This window comes from Roseovarius sp. CH_XMU1461, from assembly GCF_037027165.1.
Taxonomy (GTDB): domain Bacteria; phylum Pseudomonadota; class Alphaproteobacteria; order Rhodobacterales; family Rhodobacteraceae; genus Roseovarius; species Roseovarius nubinhibens.
Window position 1 is genome coordinate 1,096,524 of record NZ_JAYMDV010000001.1, and the last position, 19,768, is coordinate 1,116,291.

Annotated in this window: 18 protein-coding genes; 16 read left to right on the forward strand and 2 right to left on the reverse strand. The window is 64.2% G+C overall.

Annotation, left to right across the window (positions count from 1 at the left end; genetic code table 11):
- Positions 1-110: 110 nt before the first annotated feature.
- Positions 111-1,202: a GTP cyclohydrolase II gene (gene ribA, locus WA237_RS05235; RefSeq protein ID WP_336096907.1), complete on the reverse strand. Its 1,092-nt coding sequence runs from the start codon at positions 1,200-1,202 to the stop codon at positions 111-113.
- A gap of 204 nt (positions 1,203-1,406) precedes the next feature.
- On the opposite strand from ribA, the gene WA237_RS05240 reads away from it, so the two are divergent.
- The 12 genes from WA237_RS05240 to WA237_RS05295 all read left to right on the forward strand — a co-directional run bounded on the left by WA237_RS05240 (position 1,407) and on the right by WA237_RS05295 (position 13,539).
- On the forward strand, positions 1,407-2,093 hold the full coding sequence (locus tag WA237_RS05240; protein WP_009813507.1) for a response regulator transcription factor: 687 nt from the start codon (positions 1,407-1,409) through the stop codon (positions 2,091-2,093).
- Between the two features lie 204 nt (positions 2,094-2,297).
- A complete protein-coding gene (locus WA237_RS05245) occupies positions 2,298-3,410 on the forward strand; it encodes a sensor histidine kinase (protein ID WP_336096908.1) in 1,113 nt (370 codons plus the stop codon).
- A 21-nt stretch (positions 3,411-3,431) separates the two neighbouring features.
- Positions 3,432-4,220: an exodeoxyribonuclease III gene (locus WA237_RS05250; RefSeq protein WP_336096909.1), complete on the forward strand. Its 789-nt coding sequence runs from the start codon at positions 3,432-3,434 to the stop codon at positions 4,218-4,220.
- Positions 4,221-4,315: 95 nt separating this feature from the next.
- Positions 4,316-5,224 (forward strand): co-chaperone YbbN, encoded by a 909-nt coding sequence (locus WA237_RS05255; RefSeq protein ID WP_336096910.1) that lies wholly within the window; start codon positions 4,316-4,318, stop codon positions 5,222-5,224.
- 27 nt (positions 5,225-5,251) lie between these two features.
- Complete coding sequence (locus WA237_RS05260) at positions 5,252-5,923, forward strand: LON peptidase substrate-binding domain-containing protein (RefSeq protein ID WP_009813511.1); 672 nt, start codon at positions 5,252-5,254, stop codon at positions 5,921-5,923.
- Positions 5,920-6,114, forward strand: a complete 195-nt coding sequence (locus WA237_RS05265) for a Trm112 family protein (protein ID WP_009813512.1) — start codon at positions 5,920-5,922, stop codon at positions 6,112-6,114. Before WA237_RS05260 ends, WA237_RS05265 begins: the two co-directional genes overlap by 4 nt.
- 57 nt (positions 6,115-6,171) lie before the next feature.
- A complete protein-coding gene (locus WA237_RS05270; protein WP_336096911.1) occupies positions 6,172-7,113 on the forward strand; it encodes a DMT family transporter in 942 nt (313 codons plus the stop codon).
- A 106-nt stretch (positions 7,114-7,219) separates the two neighbouring features.
- Complete coding sequence (locus WA237_RS05275) at positions 7,220-9,322, forward strand: glycosyltransferase family 2 protein (protein ID WP_336096912.1); 2,103 nt, start codon at positions 7,220-7,222, stop codon at positions 9,320-9,322.
- Positions 9,322-10,266 carry a hypothetical protein gene (locus tag WA237_RS05280; RefSeq protein WP_009813515.1) on the forward strand — a complete coding sequence of 315 codons (945 nt, stop codon included), beginning with the start codon at positions 9,322-9,324 and terminating at the stop codon, positions 10,264-10,266. The genes WA237_RS05275 and WA237_RS05280 overlap by 1 nt, the downstream gene beginning before the upstream one ends.
- 106 nt (positions 10,267-10,372) lie before the next feature.
- On the forward strand, positions 10,373-11,230 hold the full coding sequence (locus WA237_RS05285; RefSeq protein WP_336096913.1) for a hypothetical protein: 858 nt from the start codon (positions 10,373-10,375) through the stop codon (positions 11,228-11,230).
- A 17-nt stretch (positions 11,231-11,247) separates the two neighbouring features.
- Positions 11,248-11,937: a hypothetical protein gene (locus WA237_RS05290; protein ID WP_009813517.1), complete on the forward strand. Its 690-nt coding sequence runs from the start codon at positions 11,248-11,250 to the stop codon at positions 11,935-11,937.
- Between the two features lie 87 nt (positions 11,938-12,024).
- Positions 12,025-13,539, forward strand: a complete 1,515-nt coding sequence (locus WA237_RS05295) for an FMN-binding glutamate synthase family protein (RefSeq protein WP_336096914.1) — start codon at positions 12,025-12,027, stop codon at positions 13,537-13,539.
- A gap of 12 nt (positions 13,540-13,551) precedes the next feature.
- On the opposite strand, the gene WA237_RS05300 is transcribed toward WA237_RS05295, so the two are convergent.
- Positions 13,552-14,409: a LysR substrate-binding domain-containing protein gene (locus tag WA237_RS05300; RefSeq protein WP_336096915.1), complete on the reverse strand. Its 858-nt coding sequence runs from the start codon at positions 14,407-14,409 to the stop codon at positions 13,552-13,554.
- Positions 14,410-14,493: 84 nt separating this feature from the next.
- Here WA237_RS05300 and WA237_RS05305 point away from each other — a divergent pair, with 84 nt between their 5' ends.
- From WA237_RS05305 to WA237_RS05320, 4 genes are all read left to right on the forward strand, one after another.
- A complete protein-coding gene (locus WA237_RS05305; RefSeq protein ID WP_336096916.1) occupies positions 14,494-15,519 on the forward strand; it encodes a permease in 1,026 nt (341 codons plus the stop codon).
- 375 nt (positions 15,520-15,894) lie between these two features.
- Complete coding sequence (locus WA237_RS05310; RefSeq protein WP_040618381.1) at positions 15,895-16,620, forward strand: ribonuclease activity regulator RraA; 726 nt, start codon at positions 15,895-15,897, stop codon at positions 16,618-16,620.
- 1 nt (position 16,621) lies between these two features.
- On the forward strand, positions 16,622-18,142 hold the full coding sequence (locus tag WA237_RS05315) for an aldehyde dehydrogenase (NADP(+)) (protein WP_336096917.1): 1,521 nt from the start codon (positions 16,622-16,624) through the stop codon (positions 18,140-18,142).
- Between the two features lie 558 nt (positions 18,143-18,700).
- Positions 18,701-19,666 carry a Bug family tripartite tricarboxylate transporter substrate binding protein gene (locus WA237_RS05320; protein WP_009813523.1) on the forward strand — a complete coding sequence of 322 codons (966 nt, stop codon included), beginning with the start codon at positions 18,701-18,703 and terminating at the stop codon, positions 19,664-19,666.
- Positions 19,667-19,768: the final 102 nt, after the last annotated feature.

Here is a 19,768-nt window from a genome sequence, read left to right on the forward strand (position 1 = left end):
ACTCGAAAGGTGAAAGCAATTGTAACATCCATCGCTTTGGCGGCCTGCCGCGCGCGGCGTTGCCGTTTTATGACATGTGCCCAAAGAGGTCGCGCTCCGATCCATTGGGATCAGAGCATATGCCGCGATTTCTGCGCCTTTGTGGCGAGATAGGCCCGGTTATGATCGTTCTCGCCAAGCTTGAGAGGCACCCGTTCCGCCACGGTGATGCCCATCTGCTCCATCATCTCGATCTTGCCGGGATTGTTGGTCATCAGCCGCACGCTCGAAAATCCGAGCTGCCGCAGAATGCTCGACCCGATGCGAAAATCGCGCTCGTCATCCTCGAAACCCAGCCGGTGATTGGCCTCCACCGTGTCGAACCCCTGGTCCTGCAGCGCATAGGCCCGCATCTTGTTGGCGAGCCCGATGCCGCGCCCCTCTTGGTTGAGATAGAGCAGCACCCCGGCCCCCTCGGACCCCATCTGCGCCAGCGCCCCGCGCAGCTGCGGCCCGCAATCGCATTTGAGCGAGCCGATCACATCGCCGGTGAAACAGGCCGAATGCAACCGCGCCAGCACCGGTTTGTCACGGTCCGGGCGGCCAATCTCGACGGCGTAATGCTCTTCGCTGCCATCCTCGGGGCGAAACACATGCAGCCGCCCCGCCGTCGACACTTCCATCGGCAGCCGCGCGCTCGCCACCGGATCCATGGCCGAGGCCTGGGTCATCCGCAGGATCGCATCCGAGGCCGGCACCACGGTGAGAAAATTCTCTGCCGCGAGCCGCGCCGCGTGTTCGGTCTCGATCACGATGGCGGCGGGCAGGATCCGCGCCGATTTGGTCAGCGCCACCGCCAGCCGATGCAGATCGGCAGAGCCCTCGCGCAGCGTGTGAAACGGGCCCTTCATCGGTGTCGCAAGATCATCCGCCGGATCGGCCAGCGCTTGCAGCCAGGCCATATCGGCCCGTTTTGGCAGGCAGATCCGCGCGATATCCCCATCATAGGCCCGCGCCTTGATCGTCTCGGCCCGCCGCGCGGTGATCGCCACGCCAATCGTGCCCTCGAGCGCCCGCAAATCCGCCAGCCGCGCATCGCTCGCCGATTCCACCGCCAGCGCCAGCGCGCTGCCCGCCTCACCGATGAGGGCAATCGGCACCCCCATCCGCAGATCGGCACGGGCGCGGGCGAGGGTCTCGGAAATATCGGGGCGGAGGCTCATGGGCTATCCTGTAGGTCTCGTCATCATCTGAGGCAGCGATACGCTATCGCTCGGCAGAATGAAACAAAACACGCGTAGGTTACACTTGCCCGTGAACTCTTTGTAGCAGAACTTGCTCCCGGCGAGGGCTGGTCCCATCTGTGGTGTAACGGATGCGGCCCGCGCAATAAACAACGGGCCAAACACAACAGATGGGACATACGGATGGGACAGCTCAAGAAAATTCTGCTTGTCGACGATGACGAGGACCTGCGCGAAGCGCTGAGCGAACAGCTCGTGATGACCGAAGATTTCGACGTGTTCGAGGCTGGCAACGGCTCCGAGGCGCTGAGCCGGGTGAAAGAGGGGATTTTCGATCTGGTGATCCTCGATGTCGGGCTACCCGACACCGATGGCCGCGAGCTGTGCCGCCTGATGCGCAAACAGGGCGTCAAAAGCCCCATCGTCATGCTGACCGGTCACGATGGCGATGCCGACACGATCCTTGGCCTCGATGCGGGGGCCAATGACTATGTCTCGAAACCGTTCAAATTCCCGGTGCTCCTCGCCCGGCTCCGCGCCCAGCTGCGCCAGCATGAACAATCCGAGGACGCCGTGTTTCAGCTCGGGCCCTATACCTTCCGCCCGGCTGTCAAGATGCTGGTCGACGAGGACGATCGCAAGATCCGCCTCACCGAGAAGGAAACCAACATCCTCAAGTTCCTCTACCGTGCCCCCGATGGCGTGGTGGCCCGCGATGTGCTCTTGCATGAGGTCTGGGGATATAACGCCGGCGTCACCACCCATACGCTCGAAACCCATATCTACCGCCTGCGCCAAAAGATCGAACCCGATCCCTCCAACGCGCGGCTTCTGGTCACCGAATCGGGCGGCTATCGCCTGTTGATGTGACGGGCAGACCGGCCCCGCACCGGCAAACTCAAAAAAATCACACGAGGGCGGGAACCTTTCCCGCCCTTTTGCGTTCTACATAATTACCCGGTCCTTACATGCGGTTAAGCGCATGAATTTTCGTGTGCTTTTGGGGGAATGATCGTTTGTAGGGGAGACCATGGTTCTATATTGTCCGCACGGTCACGCACCGGGGAAATATCAATGAAAGCACAGTGTCATCCGCGCCAGGCGGAACGTCTGGCCGCTCTGAGAAGCTATGGCATTCTCGATACCGCCCGCGAAGAAGATTTCGACGAGGTCGTCGCCCTCGCAGCGCAGATCTGCGACGTGCCGATCTCGGTGATCAACTTCATCGACGCCGACCGGCAATGGTTCAAGGCAGAGGTCGGGCTTGGCGTGCGCGAAACGCCGATCGACACCTCGATCTGTTCCCATGTCATCCTCGAAGAGGATTTCGTGCTGATCCCCAACACGCTCGAAGATCCCCGGATGCAGGACAATCCGCTCTGCCTCGAAGAGCCGGGGCTGCGCTTCTACGCAGGTGCCCTGCTCAAATCCAAGGACGGGCTGCCGCTCGGCACGCTCTGCGTGCTCGACAATAGCCCGCGGACCCTGACCGAGGCCCAGATCACCGCCCTGCGCGTCCTCGCCAATCAGGTCATGGCCCAGCTCAACCTGCGCAAATCCCTGCGCGAGGCCGACATGCTGCGCCGCGAGGTCGATCACCGGGTCAAGAACTCGCTGCAATCCATCGGGGCGCTGGCGCGGATTGCCTCGCGCGCCGCCCCCAATGATCACGCCCGTCAGGCCATCGACGAAATGCGCGGCCGCATCGAAAGCGTCGCCCGCGTCCACGAACAGCTCTACCGAAGCGGCAGCGGCTCTGAAATCGACCTCGCCGAATATGTCGAAAACCTCGCCCATAGTTTCCGCGAATTCGCCCCCGAAACCATCGCCGTCGAAACCAATATTGACCCGGTCAGCATCGGCTCACAGCAGGCCGCCTCGCTGGGCCTCTTGATCAACGAGTTCTTCAGCAATTCGGTCAAACACGGCTTTCCCGAAGGCACCTCCGGCGCCGTGCGCATCGAGGCCGGGCCGGCCCCCTCGGGCCGCGTCTGGGTGCGGATCTCGGACAATGGCATCGGCATGGATGACGACAAGGGGCCGGGCGGGCTCGGCATGCAAATCGTCGAACTGGCCTGTGCTCAACTGGACACCGTGCTGACCTTTGATAAGGTGCCGCACGGCGTCGCCTTGTCCTTTGATTTCGCGGCTGGCATCTCCGACGCTGACACGACCCAGCCCGACTGATCCCAAGCACGAGACCTGCCCATGTCCTTTTCGCTCGCCACCTGGAACATCAACTCTGTCCGCCTGCGCGAGCCGATCGTTTGCAAATTGCTGGCCGAAGAAGGGCCCGATGTGCTCTGCCTGCAGGAATGCAAAAGCCCGGTCGAGAAAATCCCCACCGCCGCCTTTCAGGAGCTCGGCTATCACCACATGATCGCCCGCGGCCAAAAGGGCTATAACGGCGTGGCGATCCTGTCGAAACTGCCGATCGAGGATGTGGGCGACCGCGATTTCGCCGCGCTGGGGCATGCCCGCCATGTCGCGGGGCGGCTCGAAAACGGCGTCACCATCCATAATTTCTACGTCCCCGCCGGTGGCGATGTGCCCGACCGTGCGGTGAACGAGAAATTCGGCCAGAAGCTCGACTATCTCACCGAGATGCGCGACTGGTTCCACGAGGAACGCCCCGAGAAATCCATTCTCGTCGGCGATCTCAACATCGCCCCGCGCGAAGATGACGTCTGGAATCACAAGCAATTGCTCAAAGTGGTGAGCCACACCCCCGTCGAGGTCGAACATTTCAACGAGGTGATGGACGCGGGCCAATGGTCCGACGTGACCCGCGCCGACATCCCCGAGGGCCTGCTCTACAGCTGGTGGAGCTACCGCGCCCGCGATTGGGACGCCGCCGACAAGGGCCGCCGCCTCGATCACGTCTGGGCCACCCCCGACATCCGCAACGCCGCCCATTCGAGCCGGGTGCTCCGCGATGCACGCGGCTGGGAAAAACCGTCGGATCACGCCCCGGTCTTCGCCCATTTCGACCTCTGAGATCCAAGCCTGTCGGCCCGCGCCCCTTGCAACCAAGGGGGCGCTGCGCCATGTAGTCACCAAACGCGACAGCCACCCAAGGCAAGAGGCATGATATGATCGAACTTGGCACAACCCCTCCCGCGGATGATCTGATCAAGGACGTCTCCGAGGCCGATTTCATGGCCGAAGTCGTCGAGATGTCGCAGACCGTCCCCGTCATCGTCGATTTCTGGGCGCCCTGGTGCGGCCCGTGCAAGACGCTCGGCCCGGCGCTCGAGGCGGCGGTGACCCGCGCGCGCGGCGCGGTCCGCATGGCCAAGGTTAATGTCGACGAAAACCAGATGATCGCCGGTCAGCTCCGGGTGCAATCGATCCCCACCGTCTATGCCTTCTGGCAGGGCCAGCCGGTCGACGGCTTCCAAGGCGCGGTGCCGCCCTCCGAAATCGACGCTTTCGTCGACCGCGTGGTGAAAACCGCCGGTGGCGATGCCAGTGGCGGGCTCGATGACGCTATCGCCGCCGCCGAAGAGATGCTCGACGCCGGGGCCGCCAGCGACGCGGCCCAGACCTTTGCCGCCATTCTCGAAGAAGACCCGCAAAACGCCGCCGCCTATGGCGGCATGGCCCGCGCCTATATCGCGCTCGACGATGCCGATCAGGCCGAGGCGGTGCTCAACGGCGTCCCCGCCGAGCTGAGCAACAGCCCCGAAATCGAGGCCGCCCATGCCCAGCTCGCCCTCTTGCGCCAGGCCGCCGACGCGGGCCCCGTGGCCGAGCTGCGCGCCGCGGTCGAGGCCAATCCCGAGGACAATCAGGCCCGGTTCGATCTCGCCCAGGCGCTGCATGCCTCCGGCGATGCCGAGGCTGCCGTCGAGGAACTTCTGACCCTGTTCCGCCGCGATCGCGAGTGGAATGACGGCGCCGCGAAACAGCAGCTCTTCACCATTTTCGACGCGCTCAAGCCCAACGATCCGGTGGTGCTCAATGGTCGTCGGAAACTGAGCTCGATGATATTTGCCTGAGCCCCGGTTCGGGCTAGGTCCATCGGTATGATCCAGAACCCAGACCTTCCCGAAGTGATCCCGGTCTTTCCGCTTCCGGGGGCGCTGCTGTTGCCGCGCGCCCGGCTGCCCCTGCACCTGTTCGAGCCGCGCTATCTGCAGATGCTCGACGATTGCCTGAAAACACCGGGCCGTCTCATCGGCATGATCCAGCCCCAGCCGCAGCCACGCGCCGACGGCGCGGAGGCAGAGGCCACTGACACGCCGCCCGCGCTGCAACGGATCGGCTGCGTTGGCCGGGTCACGCAATTCTCGGAAACCGAGGACGGGCGCTATATGATCACGCTGGCGGGTCTGTCGCGCTTTCGCCTGATCGAAGAGGTCGAGGGCTTTACCCCCTACCGCCGCGCCAAGGTGAGCTGGGAGGGCTTCGGCCGCGATCTCGGCCCGACCGAAACCGACCCTGAATTTGACCGCGCGAGCTTTCTCAACCTGCTGTCGCAATTCTTCGCCGCCGAAGAGCTGCAGACCGATTGGGATTCGCTCAAAGAGGCCGATGACGAGCTGTTGATCAACTCGCTGTCGATGCTGCTCGGCTTTGATCCCGAGGACAAACAGGCGCTGCTCGAGGCGCCATCGCTCTCGACCCGGCGCGAAACCTTGGTCACCTTGATGGAATTCACGCTGCGTGGCGGCTCCAATGACGAGATGTTGCAATGACCGATGACACCACCCCCGACAGTTTCGACCGCCGCATGCTCGAGGCGCTGATCTGCCCGCGGAGCCATGCCGTCCTTGAATATGACGCTGAGGCGCAGGAGCTGATCAGCCGTCAATCCGGCCTTGCCTACCCGATCCGCAACGGCATCCCGGTGCTCTTGGTGGACGAGGCGCGGGTTCTCGACGCCTGATTGCCAAACCGCAGGAATCGGGTCGCCGGGGCAGGGGGCTTGGGCTAGACCTCTGCCATGACACCGATGGCCACCCCCCGAATTGATCTCACCGCCGCCGCGATGCTCTTGGGCCTCGCTGCAGTCTGGGGTGGCAGCTTTGTCTTTGCCGAGATCGCCCTGCGCGAACTTGGCCCCATGACCATCACCTTGCACCGTGTCGGCTGGGCCGCGCCGCTGCTCTTTCTGCTGGTCCGGCTCAAGCGGCTGCCCCTGCCGCGCGGCTGGCGCATCTGGGGCAGCTATCTGGTCATGGGGGCGCTCAACAACGCCATCCCCTTCACCCTGATCTTCTGGGGGCAGACCGCGCTCGAAGGCGGGCTCGCCTCGATCCTCAACGCCACCACGGCGGTCTTTGGCGCGGTGGTCGCCGGGCTATTGCTGCGCGACGAGCCGCTCTTGCCGCGCAAACTCATCGGCGCGGCGCTCGGCGTCTTGGGCGTCGCGGTGGTGGTGGGCGCCGATGCGCTCGGCACGCTGTCGCTGCGCAACCTGGCCCAGCTCGCGGTGCTCGCCGCCGCGCTCTCCTATGCGCTGGCGAGCGTCTGGGCCCGCGTCCGCCTCGGGGATCAGCCGCCTCTGGTCAACGCTTTCGGCATGATCGCGGGCAGCACGATCCTGATGATCCCGGCGGCGCTCTGGTCCGACGGGCTGCCCGATCTCGCCCTCGCGCCTGTCACATGGGCCGCGCTGGCGGGACTGTCGCTGCTCTCCACCGTGCTCGCCTATCTGCTCTATTTCGCCATCCTGCGCCGGGCGGGGGCGGCCAATCTGACCCTGGTGACCCTGCTCATCCCGCCCTTTGCCATCTTCCTCGGCTGGCTCGTGCTGGGCGAAGCCCTCCCCGCCTCGGCCTGGATCGGCTTTGCGGTGATCGCCCTTGGCCTTCTGGTCACTGATGGGCGCGCCGCACGGGCCCTCGCGGCGCGGTATTTTCTACACACAGTAACCAAAGAATAATCTCCTTCGGCCTAGTCTGTTGCGTGAAGGAAGCGCGCAATCCTATACTGACCCCAAAGAAAAGCGCGAAACGCGCAGCAGTGTATCAAGAGCAGGCCGTTCCAATATGACGTCAGATGTAGCAGACGAAGCCCCCAAACCGCCCCGTTGGCTGGACGATATCCGCCCGGGCGCCAGCGGCGAGGGGTTTTTGGAAAAGAACCTGCGCAACAGCCTGCTCTTCGTCAAACGGCCAAGCGACCGGCTTTTGATCACCTTCGACAATCTCTCCAACGTCGGCGACGAAAGCCCCGAACGTGAACCTTGGGGGTTCAAATTCGCCAGCGACGAGGGGCTCTCGCATCTCGGCGTCATGGCGCATGTCTCGGACTGGTACCGCGACGAGGCGCTGATCAACCGGTTCACATCGCTGGCCCGCGACGGGTTTTTCGACGGCTATGAACGGGTGGTGCTGGCCGGGGTCTCGATGGGCGGCTATGCCGCGCTGGTCTTTTCCTCGCTGATCCCCGGCGCCCATGTCATCGCGATCAACCCGCAATCGACGCTCAACCCTGAACTCGTGCCGTGGGAAACTCGCTATGAAAACGGTCGCCGTCAGGATTGGACCCTACCGCTCGCCGATGCCGCCGAACTGACCGCCACCGCGGGCCGCGTGAACATCTTCTACGATCCCTATCACGAGCTTGATCAACAGCATGTCGACCGCCTCTCTGGCGACAATATCCGCATCTACAAATGCTGGTTTTCGAGCCATAAGACAGCCGTCTTCCTGCGCAAGATCGATGCGCTCAAACCGGTGATGCGCCACGCCATCTTTGACGAGCTGGAAGAGCGTGAATTCTACCGGCTCTACCGCAACCGGCGCAATCTGCCGTGGTATCGCGGCTCGGTCTCCGGCTATTTCCGCGAAACCGGCCGGGAAGAGCTGGCCATCCACTTTGACAAGACGTTCCGCCGCCGCCTGCGCCGCAAGAAGCGCAAGGAAGAAGAGGCCGCGCAGCTGGCCGGGACCGCCGTCCCCCCCGCCACAGACACAGCCGCCGCCAAGGCACCCGCGCCCGCGGCCCCGCCCGCGCAGCGCAGCGCCGCCGCCCAAGCCGAGCCCAAGCCAAAGCCCGATCACAATTGCCGCATCATCGCGCCCTTGAACGCGGGCGGCAAAGCCCCCGCCAAACAGGGCAAGGGCAGCCGCCTCATCGTCACCACGATGAAAAACGAAGGCCCGTTCATGCTCGAATGGGTGGCCTTCAACCGCGCCATCGGCTTCACCGATTTCCTGATCTACACCAATGATTGCGACGACGGCACCGACGCCATCGCTCAGCGCCTGCAAGACATGGGGCTGGCCCAGCATCGGCAAAACCCCTTCAAAAAAGGCGGCAGCCCGCAGCGCAGCGCGCTCCGGGCGGCGCAGAGCGAAGACATCTACCAGAACGCCGATTGGCTGATCTGCGCGGATTGCGACGAATTTCTCAACATCCGGGTCGGCAAGGGCCGGCTCGACGATCTCTTTGCCGCCGTGGGCGATGCCGACGGCATCTCGATCTGCTGGAAACTCTTCGGCAACAGCGGCCGCGTCGCCTATGAAGAAGGCTTTGTGATCGATCAATTCGACCGCTGCTGTGACGAGTTCGAATTTCCCAACTACCGCGCCCTCGGCATGAAAACCCTGGCCCGCAACACCGAACGCTTCGACCGGCTCAAGATCCACCGCCCGGCCTATCACCTCGACCGGGGCGATGTGGCCTGGGTCGATGGCGGCGGCAAGCCGATGGCCGATGGCTATCTCGACGCCGGCTGGAAGGCCCATGGCGGCTTCAGCCATGATTTCGCGCGGCTTCACCATTACGCCGTGCGCTCGGTCGACAGCTTTCTGGTCAAACGGGACCGGGGCCGCACCAACCATGTCAATGACGACCAAGGCGTGACCTATTGGGAAAACATGAATTTCAATACGGTGCAGGACGTGTCGCTGCGCGCGCAGCTTCCTGCGCTGAAAAAGGAATTCGCCCGGCTGATGAAGGACAAGGAACTCGCGCAGCTGCATGAAACCGCCTGCGCCTGGCATCGCGACAAGATCGCCGAGCTGCGCAAGCGCGACGGCTGGGATGCGTTCCGCGACCGGATCATCACCATCAACGCCGCGCCCGAACCGGGCGGCGACGCCGACGCGCCGACCCCGGCGGATGCGGCCCATAGCCCGGCCTGATGCCCGAATTGACTGGCGATCTTCCCTATGTGGTGGTCCATGGCGGTGTGCATAAAACCGCCACCAGCTTTATTCAGGGCCGGTTGCAGCGCAACGCGGGCCGGATGCGCAAACAGGGGCTGCACTATCTGAACCACCGGCAGGTGCGCAAGGAATACACCTTCCCGAGCCAGCTGCACGGCTATGAAAAGATCGGCCTCGACTACAAGACCAAAATCACCGCCGAAGAGCTCGACAAGCTCGCCCGCGATTTCTTTGGCAGCATCGGCGCCGAACCCGGCCAGCGGATCATCCTCTCTGATGAAAACATGCCCGGCCATTCGGGCCATTGCGTGCGCTCGGGCAAGCTCTACCAAAGACGCGCGACGCTCATCCCGATCTTTGCCCAGTTCATCCCCTACCCGGTGACAGAGGTCCATCTGGCGATCCGCAACTACGCGGATTTCTTCGCCTCGACCTATGTCGAATTCCTGCGCTCCGCCACCGGCGACAAGGTCTTTCCCGAGGCCCAGATGAAACGCCAGGTGCTCTCCAAAGTGCCAAGCTGGGTCCGCTTCATCGCCATCGTGCAAAAGGCCTTCGCCGGGGCCGAGCTGATCCTCTGGCGGCACGAGGATTTCGGCAAGCTCTCCAACCGGATCATCGGCAATCTCTGCGGCCCCGATTTCGACGTCGCCACCATGGCCGAACCGAAACGCCAGCGCGGCCGCCCCTCGGCGAGCCACCGCGCCGTGCAGGAACTCTTGATGGAAATCGAACGCTCGGGCGGCACGGCGGCGCTCGCCCGGCGTGTCGAGATCCAGGAAAAATACCCGCGCGGCCCCGACTATCCCGGCTACGACCCGTGGGAGCCCGCCGAACGCGCCCATCTCACGCGCCTTTACGACAGTGACATCGAGACCATCAAAAACACCATGAAAGTGACCTTTCTGAACCCCGACTGAAACCGTTGATTGACTTGGATTCGGGGCCTTCATAGGCTTGTGAAAACGACATCTGACAGGCCAAGAGCAAAACGCCATCAGGCAACGCAGATGCAGGAGCAGTAAAATGAGTGATCGTTACCATATCGCAATGTTGTGGGTCGAAGGCCCGCTGAGCTATGTCGAACAGCTGTGCATACAGTCCTTTCTCGACAACGGCCATGACGTCACCCTCTACCATTACGGCGAGGTGACCAATGTCCCCGACGGGGTCGACATGCGCCATGGCAGCGAAATCCTCGACCGTGACGAATTCATCGCCCACGGCCGCACCGGCAGCATGGCGCTCTTCTCGGATGTGTTCCGCTATCACCTGCTGACCAAGCTCGACAAAACCATCTGGGCCGACACCGACGCCTATTGCATGCGCCCCTTCACGTCGAAGACCGGCCATTTCTTTGGCTGGGAGAGCGAGCATCACATCAACGGCGGTGTGCTTGGCCTGCCCAAGGACAGCGAGGCGCTCGCCGGCCTGCTCGAGATGACCAAGGATGAATATGGCATCCCCTTCTGGTATGGCGACCGGGTGCGCGGCAATCTGCAGGCGCGGATCGACGCCGGCACACCCACCCATGTCAGCGAGCTGAACTGGGGCGTCTGGGGCCCGCATGCGGTCACCGCCTATCTCCACAAGACCGGCGAAGACAAATACGCCTTCCCCTGCGAAGTGCTCTACCCGGTGCCCTATGCGCACCGCCGTCTCATGGTCAACGGCCGCCGCCGCCGCGCGATCGACAAATACATCACCGAAAACACGCTCTCGGTGCATCTCTATGGCCGCCGCATCCGCGCCTTCCTCGCCAGCCGCGAGGGCGGGCTTCCCGACGAGGGCGGCTATGTCCACGAGCTTTGCCAAAAGCACAAGATCGACCCGCGCGCCGCGCCGATTCCCGTCAAGGAAGCGGACACGGTGGACGCGGACTGAAGAGTAGAAAGAGAGACATGCCCGTCACCTCCACCCTGAATCTGACCGATCTTGCCGACCGCTATGGCTCGGACAAGGGCAGTATCAAGCACCGCTATACCGAGCTCTACCATCTGCTCTTGAACCCCTACCGCCATCGCAAGATCACCTTTCTCGAGATGGGTCTGCTGATCGGCGGGCCGGAACATGGCATCGACAAGGACCGCAAGACCGAGGATCTCCCCTCGATCCGCATGTGGCTCGAATATTTCACCAAGGCCAATATCCACGGGCTCGACGTGTCGGATTTCTCCTGGTTCAAACACGACCGCTTTGCCTTTCACCGCTGCGACATGGATGACCGGGCCGAAATCACCCGCGCCGTGTCGGAAATCCCCGGCGGTCTCGACGTCGTGCTCGACGATGCGAGCCACGCCTCGCACCACCAGCAGAACGCCTTCCTCGAAATCTTCCCCCGGCTCAAATCCGGCGGCATCTACCTGATCGAAGACCTCCGCTGGCAGCCCGACACCTATGAAAAGCCCGGCATCACCACCACCGCCGAGCTCTTCCGCTCCTTCATCGACAATCGCGAGTTTAGCCATTCCGACCCGGCCACCGCCGAGGCCTTCAACGCCTTCATCCCGGATATGTCGGCCTGTATCGTCTTCCCCGTGCGCTATCAGAAAAACCGCAAGGATCAGGTGGCGGTGATCCACAAACGCTAGGCAAAACCCGGCGGCCCGGCACCAAAGCCGCTGGCCAAATCACCCTGAGTATCGCACCCTAAGGCCAGACGTGACCGTGTGTGGGGGATGACCGTGAATTTTGCGATGAACGCGTTTCAATTGCTGGCGCTGATAGTGATCCTGTCGGTGCTGGCGCTCTGCCTGCTGGCGCTGGTCTTCTTTGTCGTCGACAAGGTCCAGACCGGCGACGCCATCCGGCGCAACTACCCGGTCATCGGCCGCTTTCGCCATCTCTTCACCACGCTGGGCGAATTCTTCCGTCAGTATTTCTTCGCCATGGACCGCGAGGAAATGCCCTTCAACCGGGCCCAGCGCGACTGGGTCAAGGAGGCCGCCCATGGCCATGGCAATATGGTGGCCTTCGGCTCCACCCGGAGCCTGACGGTCCCCGGCACCCCGATCTTCGTGCCGGCCTCCTTCCCGCCGCTCTCGGATGAATACACCCAGACCGAACCGATGCAGATCGGCCCCTATGCCGCCATCCCCTATACCGCCAAATCCATCTTCAACATTTCCGGCATGAGCTATGGCGCCCTGTCGCGCCCGGCGGTCGAGGCGCTGAGCCGCGGCGCCGCCAAGGCGGGCATCTGGCTCAACACGGGCGAGGGCGGTCTTTCGCCCCATCATCTCATCGGCGGCTGCGACATCGTCTTTCAGATCGGCACCGCCAAATACGGAGTCCGCGATCATCTGGGCGGTATGGATGACGAACGCCTGCGCGAAATCGGCGACAACCCCCATGTCCGCATGTTCGAGCTCAAGCTCGCCCAAGGCGCCAAACCCGGCAAGGGCGGCATCCTGCCCGGCACCAAGGTCACGCCCGAAATTGCCGCCATTCGCGGCATCCCCGTGGGCGAGCCGAGCATTTCGCCGAACCGCCATGTCGAGGTCGCCGATTATGCCGAACTGCTCGACATGATAGACCGCATCCGCCGGGTCACCGGCAAACCCGTGGGCTTCAAGACGGTGATCGGCTCGTCCGACGATTGGGGCCAATTCTTTGAGCTGATCCTCGCCCGCGGCATCGAAAGCGCGCCGGATTTCATCACCGTCGACGGCGGCGATGGCGGCACCGGCGCCGCGCCCATGCCGCTGATGGATCTGGTCGGCATGCCGCTGCGCGAGGCGCTGCCGCGCATGGTCGACATGCGCGACCGCCACGGGCTCAAGGAGCGGATCCGCATCATCGCCAGCGGCAAGCTGATCAACCCCGGCGATGTCGCCTGGGCGATCTGCGCCGGGGCCGATTTCGTCACCTCGGCGCGCGGCTTCATGTTCTCGCTCGGCTGCATTCAGGCCCTCAAATGCAACAAGAACACCTGCCCCACCGGCATCACCACCCATGACCGGCGGCTGCAAGCCGGCCTCGTGGTCGAGGACAAATATCTCAAGGTCGCCCGCTACGCCGCCCAGATCGTCGCCGAGGTCGAAACCATCGCCCATTCCGTCGGCGTCACCGAACCGCGCCTCATGCGCCGCCGCCATGTCCGCATGGTCCAGCCCGATGGCAGCTCGATCCCGATGAACAAGATCCGCCCGAGCATCAATCTCGACGCCAATCCCACCCCGCCGAAAGTCTAGACCGCCCTCAGCCTAGACCCCCGACAAGAACGCGTTTCGGATCGCCTCTTTCATCACCGCCTGCGGCGCGCTCTCTTGCGCCCCGCCCGTCGCCACCACCAGCTTGGACGCCGGGGTCGCGCCAAAGCCGAGGCTCTCGCCCGCCACGGTCAGCCCCGGATGCAGCGACGAGCGCCCCAAGAGCCCCACCGCCATCCCCGCATCGACAGCGGCCATCACCCCGGCGACGCTCTGGCTGGAATAGGCGATGCGATAGGGCCTGCCCCGCGCCTCGAGCGAGGCAATCGCCACATCCCGCCACCAACAGGCGTGATCAAAGAGAGCGACGGGCAAAACCTCCTCGCCCGAAAAATCCCGATGCGACGCGGCCACCCAACAGGTCGGGTCCGCGTAGATCAGCTCTTCATGCGGCTTCGGATGCTCCACCTCATAGATCGCGAGATCGAGCGCGCCTTTCTCCAACGCGCCGGGAAATTCGGTGCTGAGCGCACAGGTCACCTCAAGCTCGACCTGCGCATGATGGCGCATAAAGGCCGACAGGATCTGTGACAGCTTGGCGCGCCCATGATCATCGGGAATCCCCACCCGCAACTTACCGGTGACCGCCCGTTGCGACATGTCCCGCAACGCCGCGTCGAGCCGCCCCGTCACCTCCTGCGCAATCGGCAAGAGCTTGCGACCCGCCTCGGCCAGAACCACCCCGCGCCCGTGCCGCGCAAACACCGGCTGACCGAGGACCGCCTCCAGCCGCTTGATCTGCTGGCTGGTCGCCGATTGCGACCGATGAATGCGCTGCGCCCCATCGGTCACACTGCCCGCCTGAGCCACGGCCAAGAAGGTGCGCAGCAGATCGCTATCTAGGGTTTCCATTCAAAAATCCGATGGCTGATATTCAAGCTATTCGTTTCACATATCACTTCGTGCCCCCTAAATTCAAGCGAGAGGGAGCACCGCATGACCGATCAAACCGACATCCGACGCCACATGAGCAAGAGACAGATCCTCTGGGGGCTCGGGCTTGCCACGCTCCTGTGCCTCGCCCTTCTCTGGCCGACCCATGCCGCCAATGCGACGCTCTTCGTCTTCTGGGGGCTGATCGCCGTCGCCCCCATCGTTCTCCCCGGCATCCTCCTCGCGGCCTGGATCATCGCCAGCGGCGCCGACAGCCATATCGCCCGCGCCTTCGAGGGCCGGACCCTGCGCGCCGTGGTCGCCGCCTCGCTGATTGGGGCCGTCACGCCGGTCTGCGGCGTCACGGTTCTGCCGCTGATGGCAGGGCTTCTGGCGGCGGGCGTCCCGCTCGCGCCGATCATGGCCTTCTGGCTCTCCTCCCCGATCACCGACCCCGCCATGCTCGCCACCACGGTCGCCACCCTCGGGCTGAGCTTCGCCCTCGGCAAGACCGTCGCGGCCTTTGGCCTTGGCGTCTTCGGCGGCTCGATCACCGCGCTCTTCGCCCGCGCGCCTTGGGCACAAACCGCGCTGCGCGACAACGGGCTCGCCCGGCAATTGAGCGCCGCCCGCTGCTGTGGGCAGGCCCAGGCCTTCGAGCCCAAAGTCTGGCGCAGCGAGGACCGCCGCCGCGCCTTCGCAAAACAATTCTGGGCCACCGCGCGGCTCATCCTGATCTGCCTGGTCCCGGCCTTCGCCGCCGAATACGCCCTCAACGCCGCGCTGACCCCCGGCTCGCTCGCGACCTATGTCGGCGAGGACAGCGTCTGGGCCATCCCCGCCGCCGTCTTCGTCGGCGCCCCGGCCTATATCGACGGCTACGCCGCCTTGCCCCTGACGCGCGGGCTGATCGACAACGGCATGTCGCAAGGCTCCGCCATGGCCTTCCTGATCTCCGGCGGCGTGGTCAGCATCTGGGGCGCCATGGCCATCGCTCCCGTGCTCAAGCTGAAACCCTTCCTGCTCTATCTCGTGCTCGCCATCCTCGGCTCTCTGGCCGCGGGCTATCTCTTCGAATGGGTGGTGTGAGACCCCCGATCGCCACGCCCCAGCCCCCGAAAATCCGGACAGTCGCGATACCGTCGCAATACCGACGTGTTACCGACATCGCTCCAAAATTACCAAATCCCCTGCAATGCCGCCCCTAAATTTGGGCGGTATTGTAATGATTAGTAAGGTAAATTCCTGCGCAATTTGGCTGATATGGCAGGAAGCGCACCTTTATAATTACAAATCTTGACACATTTGCCGCGACCGTGTAGCCCATAGCCATTGCTTTTGGAGGAGCGGCTTGGCGATCTGACGCCGGGCTCGGGCCGGGGGATACCCCGCCACGAGCTGGCGGAGGGGGACGCAGAGCCGGCCTATTCAAGGCTGCAAAACGCCAGACCATAGGAAGAAATGATGACCGACTATATCCTGTCCAACGAGACGCGCGACAAGCTCCGCAAAGTGTCCACGGCCTCCGTCGCCACGGCGCTCTACAAACGAGGCCTGCGCAATCAGTTCGTGCAGGGAGTCACCCCCGTCGAGCGCAAGCCGGTGACCATGGTCGGCCAGGCCTACACCCTGCGCTACATCCCCGCCCGCGAGGATCGCAACCCGATCACCGTCTTCCGCGACCGCGACCACAAACAGCGCGTCGCGGTGGAATCCTGCCCTGAAGGCCATGTGCTGGTGATGGACGCGCGCAAGGACAGCCGCGCCGCCACCGCCGGCTCGATCCTCGTCACCCGCCTGCAACAGCGCGGCGTGGCCGGCGTGGTCTCTGACGGCGGCGTGCGGGACGCGGCGGGCATCGGCGCGCTCGACATGCCGGCCTATTTCGCCCGGCCTTCCGCCCCCACCAACCTGACCCTGCACGAGGCGATTGACCTCAACGTGCCCATTTCCTGCGGCGATGCTCCGGTCTTTCCGGGCGATGTGATGCTCGGCGATGGCGATGGCGTCATGGTCATCCCGGCGCATCTCGCCGACGAGATCGCCGAGGAATGCACCGAGATGGAAGCCTATGAGGATTTCGTGCTCGAACAGGTCAATGACGGCGCGGGCATCATCGGCCTCTACCCGGGCACCGAGGACGAAAACCTCGTGAAATTCCAAGCATGGCGCGACAAGGCAGGACGGTAACATGACATTCACCCCTCACGGAGATCACCTCATCGCCGGCCAGCGCGTGAGCGCAGAGCCGACATTCACCTCTGCCCCCGCGACCGGCCCGGGCTTTGACTTTTCCACCGGCTCGCCCGAACTGGTGGCCGAGGCCTGCGCCGCGGCGCACGCGGCCTTCCCCGGCTTTGCCGCCACCAGCCGCGAAGAGCGCGCCACGCTCCTGGACACCATCGCCGATGAAATCGACGCCCGCGGCGACCAGATCACCGAGATCGGCACCGCCGAAACCGGCCTGCCCGAAGCCCGTCTTCAAGGCGAGCGCGGCCGCACCACCGGTCAGCTCCGGCTCTTTGCGACCCATATCCGCGACGGCGACTATCTCGACCGCCGTCACGACACCGCCCTGCCGGACCGCCAGCCGCTGCCGCGTCCCGACCTGCGGATGATGCAACGGCCCATCGGCCCGGTCGCGGTCTTCGGCGCGTCGAACTTTCCGCTCGCCTTCTCCACCGCCGGGGGCGACACCGCCGCCGCGCTGGCCGCCGGCTGCCCGGTCGTGGTCAAGGGCCATGGCGCGCATCCCGGCACCGGCGAGATCGTCGGCGATGCCATCGTCGCGGCGCTGGCCAAGCTCGGCATGGACGGCGGCATCTTCAGCCTCGTGCAGGGCGGCACCCGCGCCGTGGGCGAGGCGCTGGTGACCGACCCCCGGATCAAGGCCGTGGGCTTTACCGGCAGCCTCGGTGGCGGTCGCGCGCTCTTTGATCTCTGCGCCAAACGCCCCGAACCGATCCCGTTCTTCGGCGAGCTGGGCAGCGTCAACCCGATGTTCGTCCTGCCCGAGGCCGCCGCCGCGCGCGGCGCCGATCTGGGCCAGGGCTGGGCTGGCAGCCTGACCATGGGCGTCGGCCAGTTCTGCACCAACCCCGGCATCGCCATCGTGGTGGACGGGCCCGAGGCCGACGCTTTCACCGCCGCCGCAACCGAGGCGCTCAAAGCGGTCGCCGCGCAAACCATGCTCACCGATGGCATGGCCGAGGCCTATCGCAACGGCGCGCGCCGCATGGCCGAGGGCGCGGGCGTCAAATCCCTGCTGACCACCGCCTGCGACGGCCGCTCCGCCACGCCCTATCTCTTCGAGGTCTCGGCCGCGGATTGGATGGGGAATGAAGAGCTGTCTGAAGAGGTCTTTGGGCCCCTGGGTCTGGTGATCCGGGTCAAGGACACCGCCGAGATGCTCACCGTGGCCGAGAGCTTCAAGGGCCAGCTCACCGCGACCCTGCAGATGGACGCGGGCGATATCGACTTGGCGCGCGCGCTCTTGCCGACGCTCGAACGGATGGCCGGGCGGGTGCTTGCCAATGGCTTCCCCACCGGGGTCGAAGTGGCCGACACGATGGTCCATGGCGGGCCTTACCCGGCCTCCACGAACTTTGGCGCGACCTCGGTCGGCACCCTGTCGATCCGCCGCTTCCTGCGCCCGGTCTGCTATCAGAACCTGCCCGAGGCGCTGCTGCCGGCGGATCTTCAGACCGGCTAAAGACACACCAACGGCCCGCCGTCCCCGGAGGCGGCGGGTCGATCCAGCCCTAGCGAGGCAAAAGCTTACAACTTTTGCAAAACGCGTCAGCCCAAGACGCGGATCGGGGCAGATTCCCCCGGATATGTATGTTTAGTGAACAAATATTGGGCAAATACGGGCAAAAAAACCGCGTAACTTGTCAAATTTGTGTTGATTTGTAAAAATCCACTGACTAATGTAATCCAAGCTTCATCGACCCCGCCCAAGCTGCGGACCGCCGAAGAAGCCAGCCGAGACGGTAGGGGAGGATCGTATCAGTTGCAGCGGAGGCGCGGAGACCCGTGCATCCCGACGCAAGGCAGACCGGGGATCGCGCGCCAGGACAGGCCGCCCCATCGGATCCTGCCAGGGCCATGGGTCAGCCGACCTGTCCGGCCTCATGGCACAGCTCGCTGACGACAGTGCTGACCAGAATTCAGACCGCCGACCCGGCAAGGCCCCGCTTTTCCGGACCAGTCGGCACACGCATGACGCCAGCCCCGCTGGCACACCATATCTGTAGAGGAGGAACAGATCTTGTTTTACAAAAGCCTGAAAACCACAGTCGGGGCAGCGCTTGGCGCGGCCATTCTTGCAACATCCGTCGCCGCGGCCGAGTTTCCGACCCGCGACATCCGCCTGATCGTGCCATGGCCCGCAGGTGGCGGCGCCGATGCCATCTCGCGCAAGATTTCGAACATCGCCGAGCAGAACCTGCCGAAATCCATCTATGTGGAAAACATCGCCGGGGCCGTGACCGCCACCGGGCTGATCCAGATGACCAGCGCCCGCCCCGATGGCCACACCGTCGGCGTGCTGACCTATGACAGTGTCATCACCCTGCCGCGCGGCCAGATGGTGCCGGGCTATTCGCTCGACAATATGAAGCCCATCGCCCGCATCACCTCCGAGGCCGACGCCATCGTTGTCTCCAAACATTCGGGCATTGAAAGCTATGAAGACCTGATCGCCCGCGCCAAGGAAAACCCCGGCCAGGTGCGCGTCGGCGTGGCGCCCAAGGGCTCGGGCCCCTACCTGTCGGTGATGCAGCTCGAAAAACTGCTCGACGTGGATTTCAACGTCATCACCTATGCCGGCTCCTCGGCTGCCGAAGCCGAGGCGCTGCTCTCGGGGGAACTCGACGCTGCGATCTCGAGCCTCGGTGATTTCAGCGGCCTTCTCGCCTCGGGCGATGCCAAGGGCGTGGTCGAACTGACCTCGGTGCAGAACGCGACCTACACCGACGTGCCGACGCTGAAATCCAAGGGCCATGACCTGCAAACCGGCAGCTTCATCATTCTCGCGGCCCCGGCCAACACGCCCGATGATGCGGTGGCAACGCTCGAAACCACCTTCAAGGCCGCCTATGACACGCCCGAGTTCCAGGACTGGCTGGCCCAGGTCGGCGTGACCGCCGATTGGCTCGGCTCCGACGAGGTGGTCGCCTGGATCGACGATCTGCAGACCAAGACCTTCGCCCTGATGGACGAGCTCGAACTCTGAGCCGAAACGCCCCTCCTGCCTTCGCCCATTCGTGGCGGGGGCAGACTCTGGGCAGACTCTGGCTAGACTCTGGGCAGACCTTGGGCAGGGCCCGCGAGACGG